Origin of the sequence: Stutzerimonas stutzeri, from assembly GCF_024448895.1 — a bacterium.
GTDB lineage: Bacteria > Pseudomonadota > Gammaproteobacteria > Pseudomonadales > Pseudomonadaceae > Stutzerimonas > Stutzerimonas stutzeri_Q.
Window position 1 is genome coordinate 1 of record NZ_JAMOIC010000021.1, and the last position, 17,237, is coordinate 17,237.

General features: G+C 60.4%; 17 protein-coding genes. 7 read left to right on the plus strand and 10 right to left on the minus strand.

Going from position 1 to position 17,237, the window contains the following annotated elements; genetic code table 11:
* Nucleotides 1-78: 78 nt before the first annotated feature.
* Nucleotides 79-921 (minus strand): DUF1206 domain-containing protein, encoded by an 843-nt coding sequence (locus tag NA619_RS19965; protein ID WP_255963559.1) that lies wholly within the window; start codon nucleotides 919-921, stop codon nucleotides 79-81.
* A gap of 191 nt (nucleotides 922-1,112) precedes the next feature.
* On the opposite strand from NA619_RS19965, the gene NA619_RS19970 reads away from it, so the two are divergent.
* Both NA619_RS19970 and tadA read left to right on the plus strand, forming a co-directional pair.
* The gene (locus NA619_RS19970) at nucleotides 1,113-2,483 is read left to right on the plus strand and encodes a multicopper oxidase family protein (RefSeq protein WP_255963560.1); all 1,371 of its coding nucleotides are present in this window, start codon (nucleotides 1,113-1,115) and stop codon (nucleotides 2,481-2,483) included.
* Nucleotides 2,484-2,506: 23 nt separating this feature from the next.
* Nucleotides 2,507-3,016, plus strand: a complete 510-nt coding sequence (gene tadA / locus NA619_RS19975) for a tRNA adenosine(34) deaminase TadA (protein WP_255963561.1) — start codon at nucleotides 2,507-2,509, stop codon at nucleotides 3,014-3,016.
* 17 nt (nucleotides 3,017-3,033) lie between these two features.
* Here the strand turns inward: tadA and NA619_RS19980 are convergent, their stop codons facing one another.
* Together NA619_RS19980 and argF are read right to left on the minus strand one after the other, a co-directional pair.
* Complete coding sequence (locus NA619_RS19980) at nucleotides 3,034-4,143, minus strand: ABC transporter ATP-binding protein (RefSeq protein ID WP_255963562.1); 1,110 nt, start codon at nucleotides 4,141-4,143, stop codon at nucleotides 3,034-3,036.
* Entirely contained in the window at nucleotides 4,140-5,060 is a 921-nt protein-coding gene (argF, locus tag NA619_RS19985; RefSeq protein WP_255963563.1) for an ornithine carbamoyltransferase, read from the minus strand. The genes NA619_RS19980 and argF overlap by 4 nt, the downstream gene beginning before the upstream one ends.
* Before the next feature lie 272 nt (nucleotides 5,061-5,332).
* Between argF and grxD the strand changes: the two genes are divergently transcribed.
* Nucleotides 5,333-5,659: a Grx4 family monothiol glutaredoxin gene (gene grxD, locus NA619_RS19990; protein WP_122164442.1), complete on the plus strand. Its 327-nt coding sequence runs from the start codon at nucleotides 5,333-5,335 to the stop codon at nucleotides 5,657-5,659.
* Between the two features lie 242 nt (nucleotides 5,660-5,901).
* Here the strand turns inward: grxD and bfr are convergent, their stop codons facing one another.
* Entirely contained in the window at nucleotides 5,902-6,372 is a 471-nt protein-coding gene (gene bfr, locus NA619_RS19995; RefSeq protein WP_255963564.1) for a bacterioferritin, read from the minus strand.
* 195 nt (nucleotides 6,373-6,567) lie between these two features.
* Complete coding sequence (locus NA619_RS20000; protein ID WP_255963565.1) at nucleotides 6,568-6,786, minus strand: bacterioferritin-associated ferredoxin; 219 nt, start codon at nucleotides 6,784-6,786, stop codon at nucleotides 6,568-6,570.
* Nucleotides 6,787-6,945: 159 nt separating this feature from the next.
* Here NA619_RS20000 and NA619_RS20005 point away from each other — a divergent pair, with 159 nt between their 5' ends.
* Entirely contained in the window at nucleotides 6,946-7,488 is a 543-nt protein-coding gene (locus NA619_RS20005; RefSeq protein WP_222909059.1) for a YaeQ family protein, read from the plus strand.
* 48 nt (nucleotides 7,489-7,536) lie between these two features.
* Here NA619_RS20005 and NA619_RS20010 read toward each other — a convergent pair whose 3' ends face one another.
* The 5 genes from NA619_RS20010 to NA619_RS20030 form a co-directional block, all read right to left on the minus strand.
* Nucleotides 7,537-8,754, minus strand: coding sequence for an NRAMP family divalent metal transporter (locus tag NA619_RS20010; RefSeq protein ID WP_255963566.1), 1,218 nt, complete (start codon nucleotides 8,752-8,754; stop codon nucleotides 7,537-7,539).
* A gap of 109 nt (nucleotides 8,755-8,863) precedes the next feature.
* Nucleotides 8,864-9,661, minus strand: a complete 798-nt coding sequence (locus tag NA619_RS20015) for a putative hydro-lyase (RefSeq protein WP_255963567.1) — start codon at nucleotides 9,659-9,661, stop codon at nucleotides 8,864-8,866.
* 26 nt (nucleotides 9,662-9,687) lie between these two features.
* Nucleotides 9,688-10,602 carry a biotin-dependent carboxyltransferase family protein gene (locus tag NA619_RS20020; RefSeq protein ID WP_255963568.1) on the minus strand — a complete coding sequence of 305 codons (915 nt, stop codon included), beginning with the start codon at nucleotides 10,600-10,602 and terminating at the stop codon, nucleotides 9,688-9,690.
* Nucleotides 10,599-11,303 carry a 5-oxoprolinase subunit PxpB gene (gene pxpB / locus NA619_RS20025; RefSeq protein WP_255963569.1) on the minus strand — a complete coding sequence of 235 codons (705 nt, stop codon included), beginning with the start codon at nucleotides 11,301-11,303 and terminating at the stop codon, nucleotides 10,599-10,601. The genes NA619_RS20020 and pxpB overlap by 4 nt, the downstream gene beginning before the upstream one ends.
* Nucleotides 11,300-12,049 (minus strand): 5-oxoprolinase subunit PxpA, encoded by a 750-nt coding sequence (locus NA619_RS20030; protein ID WP_255963570.1) that lies wholly within the window; start codon nucleotides 12,047-12,049, stop codon nucleotides 11,300-11,302. The genes pxpB and NA619_RS20030 overlap by 4 nt, the downstream gene beginning before the upstream one ends.
* Before the next feature lie 197 nt (nucleotides 12,050-12,246).
* Here NA619_RS20030 and NA619_RS20035 point away from each other — a divergent pair, with 197 nt between their 5' ends.
* The 3 genes from NA619_RS20035 to NA619_RS20045 all read left to right on the plus strand — a co-directional run bounded on the left by NA619_RS20035 (nucleotide 12,247) and on the right by NA619_RS20045 (nucleotide 16,809).
* Nucleotides 12,247-12,774, plus strand: coding sequence for a winged helix DNA-binding protein (locus NA619_RS20035; protein WP_255963571.1), 528 nt, complete (start codon nucleotides 12,247-12,249; stop codon nucleotides 12,772-12,774).
* Nucleotides 12,775-12,807: 33 nt separating this feature from the next.
* The gene (recJ, locus tag NA619_RS20040) at nucleotides 12,808-14,523 is read left to right on the plus strand and encodes a single-stranded-DNA-specific exonuclease RecJ (protein ID WP_255963572.1); all 1,716 of its coding nucleotides are present in this window, start codon (nucleotides 12,808-12,810) and stop codon (nucleotides 14,521-14,523) included.
* 189 nt (nucleotides 14,524-14,712) lie between these two features.
* Nucleotides 14,713-16,809 carry a molybdopterin oxidoreductase family protein gene (locus tag NA619_RS20045; protein WP_255963573.1) on the plus strand — a complete coding sequence of 699 codons (2,097 nt, stop codon included), beginning with the start codon at nucleotides 14,713-14,715 and terminating at the stop codon, nucleotides 16,807-16,809.
* Nucleotides 16,810-17,237 lie beyond the last annotated feature (428 nt).

Below are 17,237 nucleotides of genomic sequence, written 5' to 3' on the forward strand. Positions count from 1 at the left end.
GAGTGGGAATGATCTGCAAGCGGTTGTCGTGAAAGAGAACGAAGCCCCGGTCGGTCCGGGGCTTTTTTTGACTGCTAACTAACTCATGACGGCAGCTGTATCGATGCGGCGCCAGATGGCTTCGGAGATGCTGTACAGGGCGAACGCGACCAGTCCGAGGCCCACCACCGACAACCAGAATGCACCGAACGGCAGGCTCTGGAGTGCGTTTAGCGCATCTTCCAGCCCTGGTGGGTCAGTGGGTTCATACCGGGTGCCGCCGCTGAAGAGCATTCCAGCCACAATGAGGAATGCGACGCCACGTGCTATCAGGCCCGCGCGAGATACCGGGCGCACCCAGCGCATGACATCTTCAGAGGCATAGAAGTACTTTTCGAACTTGGCCTTCCACCCTTTGATGATATGAGCGATGCCTACGCCAAGTGGTATCAGCGCTACGGCATAGACCAGATAGTTCGAGTACTTCCAGCCGAGTAGGCCGGACAGAAAATCGCTACCGCCACTCGAGCCTCCACTGCCGCCACCTGTTGACTCACCAATGGATGTGCCGAGCAAACCAAGGGTGAATAAGGCCAGCAGGCTGTAGGTAACCGCACCACCCACTAGCCCGGCTCGAATTGCCAGGCCTTTCGCGTCGGTGCCGTGCCCCTCCGGATCGGTGATGGCTTGCGTGATTCGCCAGGCTGCGTAGGCCAGGAGGCCGACAACCATGATCCAGAGCAAGACCGTACCGAAGGGTTGACTCAACAATTGCTGGATCGCGCCTTTGGTGCCCACGGTTTCGCCGCTGCCGATACCTGCCATGAATGCGAACGCGCCGACAATGACGTAGACGATCCCTCGTGCGGCGTACCCGCTGCGTGCGAGCCAGGTGATTCCGCGGCTGACTTCGCCTTTGGCGTGGGCTGCGGTGGTATGCATGGCGCCTCCTCTATGTGAATTGATGTCGTCGTAATAGACGCCTGATCAGACGCAAGGGTTCGCGGCAGGCGGTAATGAGGTGGGTGTTGATCAGCCTGAGGGCTGCGAGGCGGAGCGCGACGATGTAGCATGACGCAAATGCGAGCTATTCCAATCTGGCGCTAGCTCGCGCAGTTTTTGATGGGATCAAGATGACTTTTACCCGTAGAAAGATGTTGGCCGGCATGGCTGGGCTCGTGGCGCTGGGCGTCGTCGGTGGAGGCGCGCGCTATTGGCTGGGTCGCCCCGCAGATCCCGTCACCCATGACTATGAATTGATTGCAGCGCCTGCGGACATCGAGCTGGTGGCTGGTGCCCGGACACCGGCCTGGTGCTACGGTGGTCAGGCGCCAGGGGTCGAACTACGCGCCCGGCAAGGCGACTGGCTCCGAGTGCGTTTCATCAATCATCTACCGCAACCCACCACCATTCATTGGCATGGCATACGTCTGCCGTTGAACATGGATGGCGTGCCTTATGTGTCGCAGTTGCCTGTGATGCCAGGGGAGTCTTTCGATTACCTCTTCCAGGTGCACGATGCGGGCAGCTTCTGGTACCACCCGCACACGACCAGCGCCGAGCAGCTCGGGCGCGGCCTGGTAGGACCGTTGATTATCGAGGAGCGTGAGCCGAGCGGCTTTCGCCACGAGCGCACGCTGAGCCTCAAGAGCTGGCATGTCGACAAGCAGGGGGCCTTCACCGACTTTAGCGTGCCGCGTGAGGCTGCTCGAGGCGGCACGCCGGGGGTTCTGTCGACCGTCAATGGCGTCCATGCTCCGACCCTGGAGCTGCCGGCAGGTCAGGTGGTGCGCTTGCGCATCATCAATGTGACCAACACCCTTACATATCGGCTGAATCTGTCCGATGGCGAAGCGCGCATTTACGCGATAGATGGCCACCCGGTCGCGCCGCGTTCGCTTGGCAAGGAGTATTGGCTCGGCCCCGGCATGCGCATCGATCTGGCTCTCAAGGTCCCAGCTGCAGGCAAGAAAATATCCCTGCGTAACGGCCCGTTGCGTCTGGCGACGCTCGCCTCGGTACCCTCTGTCGAAACCGAGGGTGACTGGCCGGCGCCCCTGCCCACCAATCCTGTCGCTGAACCTGACCTGCAGAAGGCCGAAACGCTGCGTTTCAATTTCGAATGGGCCGGCACGCTATCTGCCGATACGGGGCAGGGCGGTGTGTTCACATTCTGGCAAATCAACGGGCAGGCCTGGGACATCAACGACAAGACCTGTGCGGATCGGCCAATCGCCACGCTCAAGCGAGATGGTCACTACATTTTCGAACTGCGCAATCTCAGCCAGTACCAGCATCCGATTCACTTGCACGGCATGACCTTCAAGGTGATCTCGTCTAATCGCAAGCGGATCGACCCCTGGTTTACTGATACCTATCTGCTCGGCAAGAACGAGACTGCGCGAATTGCTCTGGTCGCGGATAATCCCGGCGTGTGGATGTTCCATTGCCACGTCATCGATCATATGGAAACGGGCCTGATGGCGGCCATTGAAGTTGTTTGAAGAAGCGGCAGCTGGACTGATAAATGAAAAGACCGATGATCATCGACCGTTCTCATGATGAGTTCTTCATGCGTGAGGCGCTGGCGCTTGCTGCCCAGGGAGCACTGCTTGGCGAGGTGCCGGTAGGGGCGGTAGTCGTACAGGATGGCAAGGTCATCGGGCGTGGCTTCAATTGCCCGATTTCGAGCCATGATCCCAGCGCGCATGCGGAGATGGTGGCTATCCGCGATGCCGCAACGAGGCTGGAGAACTACCGGTTGCCGGGCATTACGCTCTACGTGACGCTCGAGCCCTGCAGCATGTGTGCGGGGCTAATCGTCCACTCTCGCATTCAGCGTGTAGTTTATGGCGCTACAGAGCCGAAGGCTGGTGTTGCGATCAGTCGCGGTGAGTTCTTTGCCCAGGATTTCCTCAATCACCGCGTGCTGATTGAGGGCGGCCTATTGGCTGAAGCGTGCAGCGATGTGCTGAGTTCTTTCTTCCGAGAGCGTCGTCTGCGGGCTCGAGGCGGTGAGGCAGCGCAAAACTCTTAGCCCGTGCCGCCCGGGGATCAGACGCCGCCGCTGTAGCGTCGCACGCCTGCACTGGGCAATTTCTCATGCGCCGCGACGCTGCCCTGCGCGGGGAACACCACCAGATGATCAGCAGCGATGCCGATGCCCACTTCCTGGCCCGTCGGATAGTCTGCATGGCTGGGGAAGATGCCCTCGAGCTGATTGCCCGTGGGTAATTGCAGTCGATACAGGGTTGAGGCGCCGAGAAAGGTCTTGCCGACTATCAGCGCCTTGAGCGCGCTTTGGGGCGAATAAATGATGTCGTCCGGGCGCAGCAGGACATCCACTGAGCTGCCAGCCGGCATGGTATAGGCGCGGTTGCCGCGAATGACGCCAAGTTCGGTCTGCACCGTTTCCGGGTCGATCAGTTGCCCGCGGATGAAATAGCCCTGACCGATGAAGCTCGCCACGAACGGCGTGAGGGGTTCGTGGTAGAGGTTGTAAGGCGTATCCCATTGCTCCAGCCGGCCGTCCTTGAACACCCCAACCTGGTCGCTGACAGCGAACGCTTCTTCCTGATCGTGAGTGACCAGGATGGCACTGGTGCCACGCGACTTCAGGATCTCGCGCACTTCGTGGCTAAGGCGTCGCCGCAAGTCCCCATCAAGGTTCGAGAAGGGCTCGTCCAGCAATAACAGTTCCGGTTCAGGTGCGAGCGCCCGAGCCAGTGCGACGCGCTGTTGCTGACCGCCTGATAGCTCGTGCGGGTAACGCTGACTCAAAGGCGCCAGGTGCACGAGTTCGAGCATGTCGCGCACGATGCGCTTCCATTCTGGCTGCTTGCGGATGCCGAAGGCGACGTTTTCGGCAACTGTCAGGTGCGGGAACAGGGCGTAGTCCTGAAACACCATGCCGATTCGGCGCTTTTCAGGCGCAAGGGTGAAACCCGGCCGGGATAGCACAGCGTCGCCTAGCTGAATCTCGCCCTCGTTGACGTGTTCGAATCCCGCGATGGCACGCAGCGTCGTAGTTTTGCCACAGCCGGACGGGCCGAGCAGGCAACCGATGTCGCCGCGGTTGAGGTGAAGATTGAGGTGCTGCACCACGCTCTGACCGCTGTAACCGCAGTCGAGATTGCGCAGGTGCAGCAGGGCTTCGTGGCTCATGCGTGGTGGTAGGCCGGCTCGACCAGAAACTCGAGCAACGCCTTTTGTACATGCAGACGATTCTCTGCTTGCTGCCAGGCGACCGAACGCTTGTCGTCGAGCAGGTCGTGGCTGATTTCTTCACCGCGGTGTGCGGGCAGGCAGTGCATGAACAGCACGTCTTCTGCGGCAGCGTCGAGTAGAGCGCGATCGACCTGGTAAGGACGGAAGGTGGCGATACGCGCCGCTACTTCGTCTTCCTGACCCATCGAGGCCCATACATCGGTGCTGACCAGATGAGCACCGCTCACGGCCTCTCGCGGATCCCGGAAGACCTGCACCCGGTCGCCGGCCTGCGCCAACAGCTGGCCCTTAGGCTCGTACCCTTCAGGGCAGGCAATTCGCAGCTGGAAATCGAACTGAAGCGCAGCTTCCATGTAAGAGTTGCACATATTGTTGCCGTCACCGACCCAGGCCACGGTCTTGCCTGCAATGTTGCCGCGTAGCTCATGGAAGGTTTGCATGTCCGCCATGAGCTGGCAGGGGTGGAGATCGTCTGACAGGCCGTTGATTACCGGAACCGCAGAGTTCGCCGCAAACTCGGTCAGCGTCGAATGAGCGAAGGTGCGGATCATGATTGCATCGAGCATGCTCGACATGACGATGGCCGAATCGCTGATCGGCTCACCGCGCCCCAGTTGCGTATCGCGGGGAGAAAGAAAGATTGCCTGGCCGCCGAGCTGGATCATTCCTGCCTCGAATGACAGGCGAGTCCGGGTCGAGGCCTTTTCGAAGATCATCCCCAGAACACGGTTTTTCAGCGGCTCGAACAGAATGCCGCGCTCGCGCAGATCCTTCAGCTCGATGCCGCGACGGACCAGGCTGATTAGCTCCTGGGGCGTGCAATCCATCAGTGAGAGAAAGTGCCTTGCGCTCATATCAACTACCTTTATTGCCGCAGTCGAGGCCGGGGGTTTTCGACAGGAAAAGAGGGGCCTGCGACAGGGGTCGCATATAGAGCGACGAAACGGGAAAGGCGCGATCTTATCCAGAAAGTCTTGGCCGGCGCAAATCGGCCTCGGCGTGCCATAAATCGGCGCTACAGAGGGGCAGCGCTCAGTGTCGGAATATAAAAGCCGAGTCCTCGACTCGGCTTTTAAAGCGGTGTTCCTGTACAATGCGCCGCAACCGAGACTAGCCGAGGTGCCCCATGGATATCATCGAAACCATCAAAGAGCAGATCGAAAAGAATCCGGTGCTGCTTTATATGAAAGGCTCGCCCAATGCTCCGCAGTGCGGCTTTTCGGCCCGCGCTACCCAGGCGATCATGGGCTGCGGCGAAAAATTCGCCTATGTCGACATCCTGCAGAATCCTGAAATCCGTACCAACCTGCCCAAGTATGCCAACTGGCCGACGTTCCCCCAGCTCTGGGTTGATGGTGAACTGGTAGGCGGCAGCGACATCATTCTCGAGATGTTCGAGAAAGGTGAGTTGCAACCGCTGATCAAGCAGGCCGTGCAGAAAGCCGGCGCCTGATTGCGTTGATCTGAAAGCCCGCTGGTGCGGGTTGATTAAGATGGTCGCCGACACCCTGCGAAAGGCTTGCTTTCGCAGGGTGTTTTTGTTTTGGATGCCCGCTGAACGGCCTTGCCGTTGGGCGTACCCTGAAAAGCCTTAGCTATTTGGCGATCTATATCGCCAGTGAGTAGTTGGGTTTGGCCGTAGTGTTTTACAGCACAAAAAAAGGGAGCCTAGGCTCCCGTTTTTAGCATCAATCCTTATTCATCCATCTGCGATTGCAGATAATTCTCCATCCCGACCTTATCGATCAGGCTCAGCTGGGTCTCCAGCCAGTCGATGTGTTCTTCTTCGGACTCAAGAATCTCTTCGAGCATTTCACGCGTACCGTAGTCGCCAATGCTTTCACAGTAGGCAATCGCAACTTTCAGGTCCTGCATGCCGCCCTGTTCCAGCTTCAGATCGCAATCGAGCATTTCGCGCGTATTCTCGCCAATCAGCAGCTTGCCGAGGTCCTGCAGATTGGGCAGACCTTCGAGAAAGAGGATGCGCTTGATCAACTTGTCCGCATGCTTCATCTCATCGATGGATTCTTTGTACTCGTGCTTGCCAAGCTTGCCGAGACCCCAATCTTCGTACATGCGCGCATGCAAGAAGTACTGGTTGATGGCGACCAGTTCATTGCCAAGGATCTTGTTGAGATGCTGAATAACTAGCTTGTCGCCTTTCATGTCATTGCCCTGCGTCGAATCGAGTTCGTAATGGGCGCAGTCTGGCCACGACTTAGGTCTCTGTCAAACCTAAGTCCTTGAATATAAAAGGGTAAACCGGAATAAGAATAAGTCTGTTCCGCGACTTGCCGGCAAGGCCTTGATTTGCGGGCAGAAAAAAGCCGGGCAAGTGCCCGGCTTTCGCAAAACTATTTATCAGGCTGGCGCGAAACCCGCTGGGTAAGCGAGGGCGGCATTGGCGCCTTGTAGATCGCTCAAGGTCTCGCGAACAACCTGCTTGGCTACGCAGGCGCATTTTCCGCACTGGGTGGCCACGCCTGTAGTCTCGCGAACTTCGCGATAGCTGCAGCAACCTTCGTAAATGGCATCACGAATCTGGCCGTCGGTCACACCTTGGCAGAGGCACACGTACATTAGAAAACTACCCGTTGGGTCTGCGAATGAAACAGATGCTAAATATAATGAGAATGATTGTCAAAGCTCGCTCGTCGGTTTCTGCGAGAAACGGTAACGAGGCCTGTTTGCCATTACCGATGGGGTAAACTGCCCACCCATTTTCCAACGGGAGCCGTCATGGCCCTCCAAGCCACGCCCTATAAGGTTGAAATCAATCTCACCGATCTCGATCGTCATGTTTATCAGGATCTGCGCTTCACCGTGGCCCGTCATCCATCCGAGACTGAAGAACGGATGGTCGCGCGGCTGATCGCCTACATACTCTGGTATGGCGAGCAGTTGGCATTTGGCCGCGGTCTGTCGGACGTCGATGAGCCGGCGTTGTGGGAGAAGAGTCTGGACGATCGTGTGCTGCACTGGATCGAAGTGGGCCAGCCGGATGCTGAGCGGATTACCTGGTGTTCGCGCCGTGCCGAGCGTTTCAGTCTGGTGGCCTACGGCAACCTTCGCGTCTGGCAGACGAAGGTGCTCGACAGCGTGCGCAGTCTCAAGAAGATCAATGTTGTCGGCGTTGGGCAGGAAGCGCTGGAGACCGTGGCTCGAGACTTGCCGCGCTCGATCAACTGGAGCGTGATGGTCAGCGAGGGCGCACTGTTCATCACCGACGAGCGCGGTCAGCACGAAGTGCCACTGGAGTGGCTGATCGGCGAGCGCGGCTAAGCGCTCAGCGATGGTAAAGGAGGGCGCCAAGGCCCTCCGCTGTTTGTGTCAGGACTGCCAGAACTGTACGAACGCGTTGAACGACATCACCACGCCCACCGCTGTGGCCACCATGGCCAACAGGCCGAACACCAGCATCCAGGTCGGGTGACGGTACTCATTACCGACGATGCTCGGCTTCTTGGCCGCCCAGAGAATGCAGGCCAGCGCAAGCGGCAGTACCAGCGCGTTGAGCGTTCCGGCCACGACCAGCACCTTTACCGGTTGCCCCACCAGACTGTAGATCAGCGTCGAGCAGGCGATGAAAGCGATGACCACCCGCTGATTGTGGCGCTGGATGCTTTCATGCAGTGAATACATGAAGCTCACGCTGGTGTAGGCAGCGCCGATCACTGAAGACACCGAAGCGGCCAGCAACACGATGCCGAACATCTTGTAGCCGATATTGCCCATGGAGTGCGAGAACACCGACGCTGCCGGATTGGCTGGGTCCAGGCTCAAGCCTTGGCTGACGACCCCGAGCGCGGCGAGGAAAAGGCAGATGCGCACCACGCCAGTGGTGGCAATACCGATCACCGCTGCGCGTGTTACCACGCCAACATTCTGTACGCCGGTGATCCCCGCTTCGACCAGTCGATGCCCGCCGGAAAAGGAGATGTAGCCGCCTACCGTTCCGCCGACCAGCGTCACGATCGGGAGCAGCAGAATCAGTGGATCGTCCGGATTGAAGCTGCGGCTGACCGCCTCCATCAGCGGTGGGCTGGATTGCAGCATGGCGTAGCCGATCATGCACAGCATCACCAGGCCAAGGACTTGCATTACCGAGTCCATCACGCCCTTGGCGTTGCGCAGCAAGAAGATGCCGATGATCAGCACGGCGGCGATCAACGAGCCGATCACCGGAGGCACTCCGAAAATCACGTTCATTGCCAGGCCGGCGCCACCGATATTGCCGATATTGAAGGCAATGCCGCCGAGGACGATGAACGCGGAGATCAGGTGGCCCATGCCGGGAATCACCCGGTTTGCCACATCCTGGCCGCGCAGGTTTGCCACGGTAATGACTCGCCAGATATTGAGCTGAGCGCCGATGTCGATTAGTAGCGATATGACGATGGCGAAAGCGAAGCTCGCCAGGTACTTCTCGGTAAACAGAGATGTCTGGGTCAGAAAAGCCGGGCCGATCGACGACGTCGCCATGATGAAGATGGCGCCGCGCAGGACGTTGCGTTGTGACGCTGGAGTAGCACTGGGGGTGGAGTGCATCGGGATACCTTTTTTCTTGATGTTGGGGCAGGTAGGGAATGCAGCCGGGTGCGAGCCGGACTCTCGATGTAATTTTTGTTATGAGGTGCCGCGAGATCGATATGAATGGTCAGAGCACCCCCATTTGTTCGTCACGGATGTCGGTGATGAACATGTGGCCGGGGGAATGGGTAATGACCAGTTCGGGTTTGGCTTGCATCGCTACCGCTTGCGGCGTTACTCCGCAGGCCCAGAACACCGGGATCTCGTTCTCACGGAGGATTGATGGTTCACCGAAATCAGGCTTGTTCAGCTCCTGGATACCGATTTGACGCGGGTCGCCAATGTGCACCGGTGCGCCGTGCACCGCCGGAAAGCGAGACGTGACTTGCACCGCGCGCACGACCTTGTCTGCCGGCATCGGTCGCATGCTGACCACCATCGGGCCACTCAGGGAGCCGGCGCTCTGGCAAGGGATGTTGGTTCGATACATCGGCACGTTATGGCCGTCCTCGATGTGCCGCACCGGAACGTCGTTTGCCAGCAATGCGCCCTCGAAACTGAAGCTGCAGCCGATCAGGAAGCCGACCATGTCGTCTTCCCAGAACCTCGTGATATCGCTTACTTCCTGCTCAAGGTTTCCATGGCGATAGATCCGGTATTTCGGAAAGTCACTGCGAATGTCGGCTCCAGGCGCGGCGCGCAGCGGCTCGGTGCAGCCTGGATCGGTCACGTCGAGCAAAGGGCAGGGCTTGGGATTGCGCTGGCAGAACAGCAGGAAGTCGTAAGCGAGGTCCCGGCGAACGATCATCAGGTTCGCCTGGGCAAAGCCATTGGCCAGCCCTGCGGTTGGTCCGTTCAGCTCACCACTGCGGATCAACTGGCGTAGTTCGGAGGGAGGCAGATGGCGATGGGGGCTCGTATTCATGGGCTTCGCTCCGGGGGTGAATGGGGTTATCGCCAAGTGGCGAGCAGCCGGCTTTGCTGACGTTGGGCCGCTTCCAAGGCTATCGGCTTCAACCGCAGGACTGTGCCCGGCATGCCTTGCGCCAGACGAGCAACTGCCAATGGCGTCAGGGCGCCAAGCCGGGGATAACCGCCGATGGTTTGCCGGTCGTTGAGCAGGACGATGGGCTGCCCATCCGGCGGCACTTGAATCGCCCCTAATGGCACGCCTTCGGAAATCATCGACTGTCGTGAACTGCGCAGCACTGGACCGAGCAGGCGGATGCCCATGCGATCGGCGCGCTGGTCCAGCGTCCATTCGCTATTGAATGCATCGAACAGGCTTTGCCCGCTGAAGTCGCCGATCTGTGCGCCAAGCACCACCTGCAGCGGTTCTGACGATGACAACGGAGTGATCAGATCGGCATCCAGGTCACGTGGCCTGGGCGCCGCGCCGCTCCACTGCAGTCGATCACCCTGGGCCAGCGGCTTGCCATCGCCGTGCAGGCCGCCAAGCGCCTCGCGGCGTACCGTCGCGCAACTGTCCAGAGTCAAAGGTGCAGCAAAGCCGCCCGGGGCGGCGAGATAGGCGCGCACACCTCGGCGCGGCTGGGCAAAGGTCAGGCGTTGACCCTTGCGAATGTTGAAGCTGCGTCCCGGTTCAAGCGGTTGGCCATCCAGCGTGGCCGCAAGGTCCGCGCCGCACAGCGCGAGGCAGCTGTCAGCTTCGGCCAGCAGGGCGAAATTCCCCAAGGTGATTTCGATGGTTGCGGCGTGCAGCGGATTGCCCAACAACCAGTTGGCCCATGCCTGAGAAATCCAGTCCGCCGCGCCGCCCTGGGTCACGCCGAGATGACGGACACCGAACCGACCGCCGTCCTGCAGGCTGGCCATGGCGCCGCTGCGCTCGATCAACAGACTCATGGTGTAACCTCGAAAGGACTGTCGTCTCCGCCAAGCCGAACGAACTCGGCGCGTTCGATGGGCTGGAAACGCACGCGGTCACCGGGTTGCCAGATGCTGTAGCCGTCCAGCTCCCGGTCGAACAGCCGCGTCGGGCTGCGGCCGATGAGATTCCAGCCCCCGGGTGATACCAGCGGATAGATAGCGGTCTGACGATCAGCGATACCCAAACTGCCAGCCGGAACCTGCTTGCGTGGCGTTTGCAGGCGCGGGCTGGCGAGGGATTCGTCGACCAGCCCCATGAAGGCGAAACCCGGCGCGAAGCCCAGCGCAAAAACCTGATAGGTCCGGGCGCTATGACGCTCGATCACGCCGGAAACGCCGAGCCCGCTGCGCTGCCCCAATGCTTCGAGTTCCGGACCGACGCTTGGGTCGTACCAGACCGGGATGTCCAGCTCGCGCGCCTGAGCCCCCGCATCCGGCTGCAGGTCATGCAGCGCATTCGCTACCCGACGACGCGCCTGGTCGTCGTCCAGTTGTGCCAGGTCGTAATGAATTAAAAGGGTGGTGTAGGACGGCACTAGATCGATCAGGGCGGCGCCGAAACTTTCGCGCAGGCGCCGTGCAGCGGCCAGTAGCCAGGGCATGTGAGCTTCGTCGATTTCGTCGAACAGGCGCAGCATCAGGCAGTCGATGCCGACGACTTCGATACGGGCCTTCATGCCGCCAGCTTCTCGAGCGCCTGGCGGATGCGCTGCACGGCGGCGACCGAACCGGCGTTGTCACCGTGAACGCAAAGCGTATCGGCCCGCAGTACCAGAGGGCTGCCGTCGCTGGCGGTCAGCGCTTCGCCTTTGGCCAGGCATAGCGCCTGGGCTGCGACCGTTTCGGGATCGTGGTGTACCGCCCCGGGCAGGGCTCTGGAAACCAGCATGCCGGCCGCGTCATAGGCACGATCAGCGAACACTTCGAACCACAGCATCACACCCAGTTCGTCCGCCAGCGCTTGCGCAGCGCTGTTGTCGCGGGTCGACATCAGCATCAGGGGGAGCGACGGGGAATAGGCGATAACCGCGCGCATCACAGCTCGGAGCAGTTCGGGTTTGCGCATCATGTCGTTGTAAAGGGCCCCGTGCGGCTTGACGTAGCGGACCTGAGTGCCCTCGGCGCGACAGATGCCATCCAGCGCGCCAATCTGATAAAGCAGCATGTTCTCCACTTCGTCCGGCGTGCACGCCATGGAGCGGCGGCCGAAGCCGACCAGATCTGGGTAGGCCGGATGGGCGCCGATCTTCACGTCATGCTGCGTTGCCAGCGCGACGGTGCGTCGCATGATCTGTGGGTCAGAGGCGTGGAAACCACACGCCACGTTGGCGCAATCAATGAAGGGCATGACTTCGGCATCCAGGCCCATGGTCCAGGCCCCGAAGCTCTCGCCGATGTCGCAGTTGAGAAGTAGACGTTTCATACCATTCCTCGCTGAACTGCTGGCCCGACCGGCGTGCCGGCAGGTGAGTGACATTACGATGATAAATTATCGATGATTTATCAATAAAAATTTATTGTCAGCCTTCGCAGCGGTCGCTCCAAGCTCATTGCTGTATGCTTGCCGACCCGATTCATCGGGCGAAATCACGTTTCGCCCCTCAGGTCATGGTCCACAAGATGGTTGACGCTAAATCCCCTCGCCCGTTGCGATCGTCCATCGTTGCGTCGGCGCATCTCGCCGAACAATCGCAGGAACTCTCCGAGCTCGAGTACGGCATCATCGTTGCCAGCGCCGCGCTGATGCGCTGGATGGAGCGCTGCATGAAAGCCTCTGGTGCCGTTGAAATGAACGCGCTGGACGTCATGGTGCTGCACAATCTGGCGAGCCGCGGCCGTGCCAAGCGACAAGCGGATATCTGCCTGCTGCTCAATATCGAAGACACTCACACCGTGACTTACGCTTTGAAGAAACTCGGCAAGCTCGGTCTGGTGGAAGGCGAGAAACAGGGCAAGGAAATGTTCTATCGGCCCACTGAAAAGGGCGGCGCGCTGTGCCGGGAGTACGCCGACATCCGACGTGAATGCCTGATCGCCTCCTTCGAAAACCTGAACATCGACCCGGACGATATTCACCGTCTTGCAGGGCTGCTGCGCGCCATGTCCGGCCTCTACGACCAGGCCGCACGCGCCGCTACATCGCTCTGACCCACTTCACGCTGCACGCCGGATAATCAATAGATGCGCATCGAACCTCGCCCGCTCCCCGAAAGGCTTCCCGATCTGGGCGACCTGCCGCCGTTGCTGACGCGCCTGTACGCGTCGCGTGGTGTGCAGTCGATCAGTGAACTGGACAAGGGGCTGGCGCGGCTGATTCCTTATGGCCAGCTCAGTGGGATGGATGCAGCCGTGGCGTTGCTGGTCGAAGCGCTGGAGAAGCGGCAGCGCATTCTCATCGTTGGTGACTTCGATGCCGATGGCGCCACGGCCAGCACCGTCGGAGTGCTGGGCCTGCGTCAACTGGGCGCCGCGCATGTGGATTACCTGGTCCCTAACCGATTCGAATATGGCTATGGGCTGACGCCTGAAATCGTCGCCGTAGCGCTCGAACGTCAGCCTGATCTGCTGGTTACGGTCGACAACGGCATTTCCAGCGTGGACGGCGTAGCGACGGCCAAGGCCGCAGGGCTCAAGGTCCTGGTGACCGATCACCATCTGCCAGGTCCGCTGCTGCCGGACGCGGACGCCATCGTCAATCCCAACCAGCCCGAGTGCGCCTTTCCGAGCAAATGCATCGCCGGCGTCGGGGTGATCTTTTACGTACTGCTGGCCCTGCGCGCGGCATTGCGTGAGTCGGGTTGGTTCACTCGCAATGGCTGGTCGGAGCCGAATCTGGCTGAGCTGCTGGATCTGGTCGCGCTGGGCAGTGTCGCCGACGTAGTGCCGCTTGATGCGAACAACCGAATCCTCGTGCATCAGGGGCTGGCTCGTATCCGCGCCGGCAGGGCGCGGCCTGGGTTGCGTGCCATTCTGGAAGTTGCCGGGCGCGATCACAGTCGCATCACCTCAACGGACCTCGGTTTCATTCTTGGCCCGCGACTGAACGCGGCGGGGCGCCTCGATGACATGGCGCTGGGTATTGAGTGCCTGCTCTGTGAAGACGAGGCGCTCGCGCGGGACATGGCCGTTCAGCTCGATCAGCTCAACCAAGACCGAAAGGGCATCGAACAGGGCATGCAGCGCGAGGCACTGGCTCAGCTCAAGGATCTTCCGCTTGAAGACATGCCGTTCGGCCTGTGCTTGTTCGAGCCGGACTGGCACCAAGGCGTGATCGGCATCCTCGCGTCGCGCCTCAAGGAGCGTTACCACCGTCCCACCATCGCCTTCGCCGATGCGGGCGATGGGATGCTCAAGGGGTCGGCGCGTTCGGTGCCAGGTTTTCACATTCGCGATGCATTAGACGCCGTCGCGGCGCGCCATCCCGGCTTGATCAGCAAGTTTGGGGGCCATGCGATGGCAGCTGGCCTGTCGCTACCGGAAAGCAACTTCGGCACCTTTGCGACTGCCTTCGATGCCGAAGTACGCCGCCAGCTGTGCGAGGACGACCTGACCGGGCGCCTGCTCACCGATGGTCAGTTGAGCATCGAGGAGTTCCATCTGGAACTGGCCAAGGCGCTACGCAATGCCGGTCCTTGGGGGCAGCATTTCCCCGAGCCGGTCTTCCACGGCGTGTTCCAGCTGGTGCAGCAACGACTGGTGGGCGAAAAACATCTCAAGATGGTGCTCAAGAGTGAATGCGGTTCGCTGACCCTTGACGGGATCGCCTTCAACATTGATCGCGAACTCTGGCCCAATCCCAACGTGCGCTGGGCCGATCTGGCCTACAAGCTTGACGTGAACGAGTTTCGCGGCCGGGAAAGCGTACAGTTGCTGGTAGCGCATATCGCGGCGCGTTGATCGCCTGGATTTAGGCATAGCCAAAAAGAGCGGGGCGACTTTCAGCCTGACGGCCTGTATGGCAAGGCATTGCCCTCGCAAGATCGGTCCTCTGAATCAGAGGATATTTGCCGCTACGCGATTGATTGTTGCCGGCCCGGCGGGCGCCTAGAGTGATTGGATTACAAGAACAATCCCTCGGAGCCTGCGATGAGCGAAACGACCCGGCATCACCGTGCGTGCCACCTGTGCGAGGCCATTTGTGGCCTGACCATCGAAACCCGTGATCAGGAGATTCTGTCCATCAGGGGCGACGCTCAGGACAGCTTCAGCCGCGGCCACATCTGCCCCAAGGCCGTGGCGTTGCAGGACATCCAGAACGACCCGGACCGCCTGCGCCACCCCATGCGTCGTGTCGGCAACGAGTGGCAGGCGATCGAATGGGACGAGGCGTTTGCGCTGGTCGCCGAGCGCCTGGCCGAGATCCGCGAGCGGCATGGCAATAACGCCGTGGCGGTCTACCAGGGAAACCCCAGCGTGCACAACTACGGGCTGATGACCCACAGCAACTATTTCCTCGGTCAGCTGAAAACCCGCAATCGATTCTCCGCCACCTCGGTCGACCAACTCCCGCATCATTTGACCAGCCTGATGATGTACGGCCACGGCCTGCTGATTCCGATTCCAGACATCGACCATACTGATTTCATGCTGATCCTTGGCGGCAATCCGCTGGCCTCCAACGGCAGCATCATGACCGTCCCTGACGTGGAAAAGCGCCTCAAGGCTATGCAGGCGCGTGGCGGCAAGCTGGTGGTGGTCGACCCGCGGCGCAGCGAAACGGCGGCGATCGCCGACCAGCATCTGTTCGTGCGCCCTGGTGAAGATGCTGCGCTGCTCTTTGGCTTGCTCAATACCTTGTTCGACGAGGAGCTGACCCGCACCAGCCACCTGCCAATCGACGGCCTGGAAGAACTCCGCGCGGCTGTGGCGCCGTTCTCGGCGGAATCCATGGGCCCGCGCTGCGGCGTGCCGGCCGAACAGATTCGACAGCTGGCACGCGACTTCGCTGCCGCGGACAGCGCTGTTTGCTACGGACGCATGGGGGTATCGACGCAGGCCTTTGGCACGCTGTGCCAGTGGCTGGTGCAATCGATCAATCTGGTCACTGGCAATCTGGATCGCGCGGGCGGCGCTCTCTGTACCGAGCCGGCCGTCGATCTGGTGGCCAATACATCAGGCGGGCATTTCAACCGCTGGCAGAGTCGTGTTTCGGGCTTGCCGGAATATGGTGGGGAGCTGCCGGTATCGGCACTGGCTGAGGAAATGCTGACCGAGGGAGAGGGGCAGATACGCGCATTGGTCACGGTGGCGGGCAATCCGGCGTTGTCCACGCCCAACGGCCGTCAACTTGAGCAGGCATTGGATGGGCTGGAGTTCATGCTCAGCGTCGATTTCTACATCAATGAAACCACCCGTTACGCCGACCTGATCCTGCCGCCCACGGCTCCTCTGGAGCATGACCACTACGACACCACCTTCAACGTCTTTGCGGTACGCAACGTGACTCGCTTCAACGAGGCGGTGCTCGACAAGCCGGCGGGTGCGCTGCATGACTGGGAGATCTTTGTGGGTCTCGCCCGCGCATTTGCGGCGCGCACCGGGGCTGAGCTCAAGCCCACCATGGCGCCCGATCAGATGATTGATCGCAGCCTGCGGGCGGGACCTTACGGTGACAAGAGCGAGCTGACCTTGAGTGTCGACAGGCTGCGCGACTATCCCCACGGGCTTGACCTCGGTGCGCTCAAACCGAACCTGGCGGGGCGTTTGAAAACGGCGAATCAGCGGGTCCAGGCCGCCCCGTCATTGTTCGTTGGCGACGTGGCGCGCTTTGCCGCAGCGGCTGCGGTACAGGCCGACCAATTGGTGTTGATCGGTCGTCGGCATGTGCGCAGCAATAATTCCTGGATGCACAACTACCATCGCCTGGTGAAGGGCAAGCCGCGCCATCAGCTGCTGATGAATTCCGCCGATCTGGATCGCCTGGGACTGCTCGACGGACAGCGTGTGCGGGTGCGTTCGCGGGTCGGGATGATCGAGGTCGAGGTGGCCGTAAGCGACGAGATGATGCGCGGCGTGGTGAGCCTGCCGCACGGTTGGGGGCACGGACGGCCAGGCGTGCAGCTGGAAATCGCCAATCGACAGCCAGGTGCGAGTGCGAACGACCTGACTGATGAGCGTGCGTTGGACGCTTTGTCCGGGAACGCAGCGCTTAATGGTGTGCCTGTATGGGTGGAGGCGGCCTAGTGTTCAGGTGCAGTGAAAGAGTGATGCCTCTATCGGGTTTGACGGTATCCCCCTCACCCTAACCCTGAGGGAGAGGGGACTGGATCGAGTGTGGCTCGGTCGTCCGGAGGTATTCAGGTAGTCGGCTGCATGAGTTGGTTAGGTGGAAGGCTAGCGGACTTAAGCCGTGCCTCGCTGATCAACGAAGCGGTGCAAGGGCATTCCATTCGTTCGGTATATCAGCGCAGTTAAGGCAGATGCACGGAGCAAGCCCCCTCTCCCTCCGGGAGAGGGCTGGGGTGAGGGGCGGGGACTCTCAGCTACCGACATATCGGTGAAGCTGTTCACTGACTCCGTTGCGCTGCAACAACTGGTCACCGATTCGCCCGTAAACGCGGCCTGACCAGGCAAAGTTGTCGAAACAGTCTGTACTCAAGGGTGTCCAAAAA